Source organism: Nocardia sp. NPDC004722 (assembly GCF_053601505.1).
Map to the genome: position 1 here is coordinate 1 of NZ_JBSGBY010000948.1, position 2,130 is coordinate 2,130.

Consider the following 2,130-nt stretch of genomic DNA (forward strand, 5'->3'; position numbering starts at 1 on the left):
CCGCTCGGACACCGACTTCTGGAGCGCCTACGCCGGATATCTGGGGCCGAAGGCCGCGGCGGCCGGGGTGAAGCTGGAGAACACCAGCTCCGACAATGACGCCAACCGGCTCAAATCGAATGTGGACACGCTGCTGGCCAAGAACGTGAAGTCGCTCATCATGGCGCCGCAGGACACGGCCGCGGTGAAACCGGCGCTGACCGCGGCGGCCGCCAAGAACGTGCCGGTGGTCAGCGTGGATACCCGGCCCGACGCGGGCGGGGCCTTCATGGTGGTGCGTGCGGACAACCGCGCGTACGGCACGAACGCGTGCGTGTATCTCGGTGAAACCCTGCACGGCGCGGGCAAAGTCGTGGAATTCCAGGGCGATCTGAGCTCCATCAACGGCCGCGATCGTTCCCAGGCTTTCGCCGATTGCATGCGCACGCGGTACTCCGGCATCAAGGTGATCGAGATCCCCACCGACTGGAAGGCGGATCGGGCGGTCTCGGGTCTGCAGGACAAACTGCTCACCGATTCCGATATCAACGGCATCTACATGCAGGCGGGCGGCGCGTTCCTGCAATCGACGCTGGCGCTGCTGCAGCGCACCGGCAAATTGGTGAAAGCCGGTCAGCCCGGCCACATCACGATCGTCTCCAACGACGGCATCAAGGCCGAACTCGATGCCATCGACAACGGCGATATCGACGCCACCGTCTCCCAGCCCGCGGACCTCTACGCGCAGTACGCGGTCTACTACGCCAAGGCCGCCACCGAGGGCCGCAAGTTCGCGCCCGGGCCCACCGATCACGGCTCGGTGATCATCGATACCGGCGCGAACGGCCAGCTCGAGGATCAGTTGCCCGCGCCGGTGGTGACCAAGAACGGCGGCAAGGTCGGGGACATGGTCACGGTCGCCAGCAGCGATCCGGGACTGTGGGGCCGGGGCCACTGAAGCGGTCACGGCGGAGGCGAGGGGACCAGGGACGCAAGGACCAAGGGAAGCAATGGGACCGATGACGGAAACAGCGGCAGCCGAGACGGATTCGGGTGGGCCCGCGGTGGCCGAGGCGATCGGCGTCTCCAAGCGATTCGGCCGCACCCTCGCCCTGGACCGGGTCGGCCTGCGGGTGACCGCCGGGCGGACCCATGCGCTGGTCGGTCGCAACGGCGCCGGAAAGTCGACGCTGGTGTCGATCCTGACCGGGCTCGCACCTGCCGATGAGGGGCAGGTGCGCTTCCGGGGCGAGCCCGCGCCGCCGACCGCCGACCGCGACGCCTGGCGCGCCCGCGTGGCCTGCGTCTACCAGCATTCGACCATCATTCCGGACCTGACGGTGGCGGAGAACCTGTTCATCAACCGCCAGGGCTTCGGCGGCCGGATCGTGCGCTGGCGCGCGGTGCGCGCCCGCGCGCGGGAACTGCTCGACACCTGGTCGGTGCCGGTCGCGGAAGACACACCGGCGCGCGAGCTTTCGGTCGAGCACCGGCAGCTGGTGGAGATCGCGCGATCACTCTCGCACGGAGCCCGGTTCATCATTCTGGACGAGCCGACCGCGCAGCTCGACGGTGCGGCCATCCGACGGCTCTTCGACCGCATACGGGATCTACAAGCGCAGGGTGTGACCTTCCTGTTCATCTCGCACCACCTGGACGAGACCTACGAAATCTGTTCCGATGTCACGGTTTTCCGGGACGCCCGGCATATCGTCACCGCACCCGTGGCCGAGCTCGGCAAACGCGAGCTGATCGCGGCGATGACCGGGGATTCCACCGAATTGCAGCAGTCGGTTCCGCGCCTGCCCGCAGATCCACACGCGCGACCGGCACTGCGGGTCGAAAAGCTCACCAGACCCGGTGAATTCGATGCGGTGGGCTTCGAAGTGCGGCCCGGGGAGCTGGTCGGCCTGGCGGGCGGCGGCTCCAGTGGTCGCGTCGAGGTGGCCGAGACAATCGTCGGATTGCGCCGCGCCACAAGCGGAACCGTTCACGTCGGCGAGCGTGAGTTGCGTGGTGGCGGTGTCCCGGCGGCGCGGGAGGCCGGGATCAGCTTCGTCCCCCGCGACCGTCACGACGAGGGGCTGGTCCTGTCCATGAGCGTGGCCGACAACGCCACCCTCACCGTGCCGCGCCGACTCGGCCGCTTCG

The 2,130-nt window shown here is 68.3% G+C and carries 2 protein-coding genes; both read left to right on the plus strand.

Features of this window, described 5'->3' with window-relative positions:
- A partial coding sequence (locus ACWELQ_RS44435) for a sugar ABC transporter substrate-binding protein (RefSeq protein ID WP_452402975.1) occupies positions 1 to 937 on the plus strand: 937 nt, incomplete at its 5' end.
- Positions 938 to 998: 61 nt separating this feature from the next.
- A partial coding sequence (locus ACWELQ_RS44440; RefSeq protein ID WP_452402976.1) for an ATP-binding cassette domain-containing protein occupies positions 999 to 2,130 on the plus strand: 1,132 nt, incomplete at its 3' end.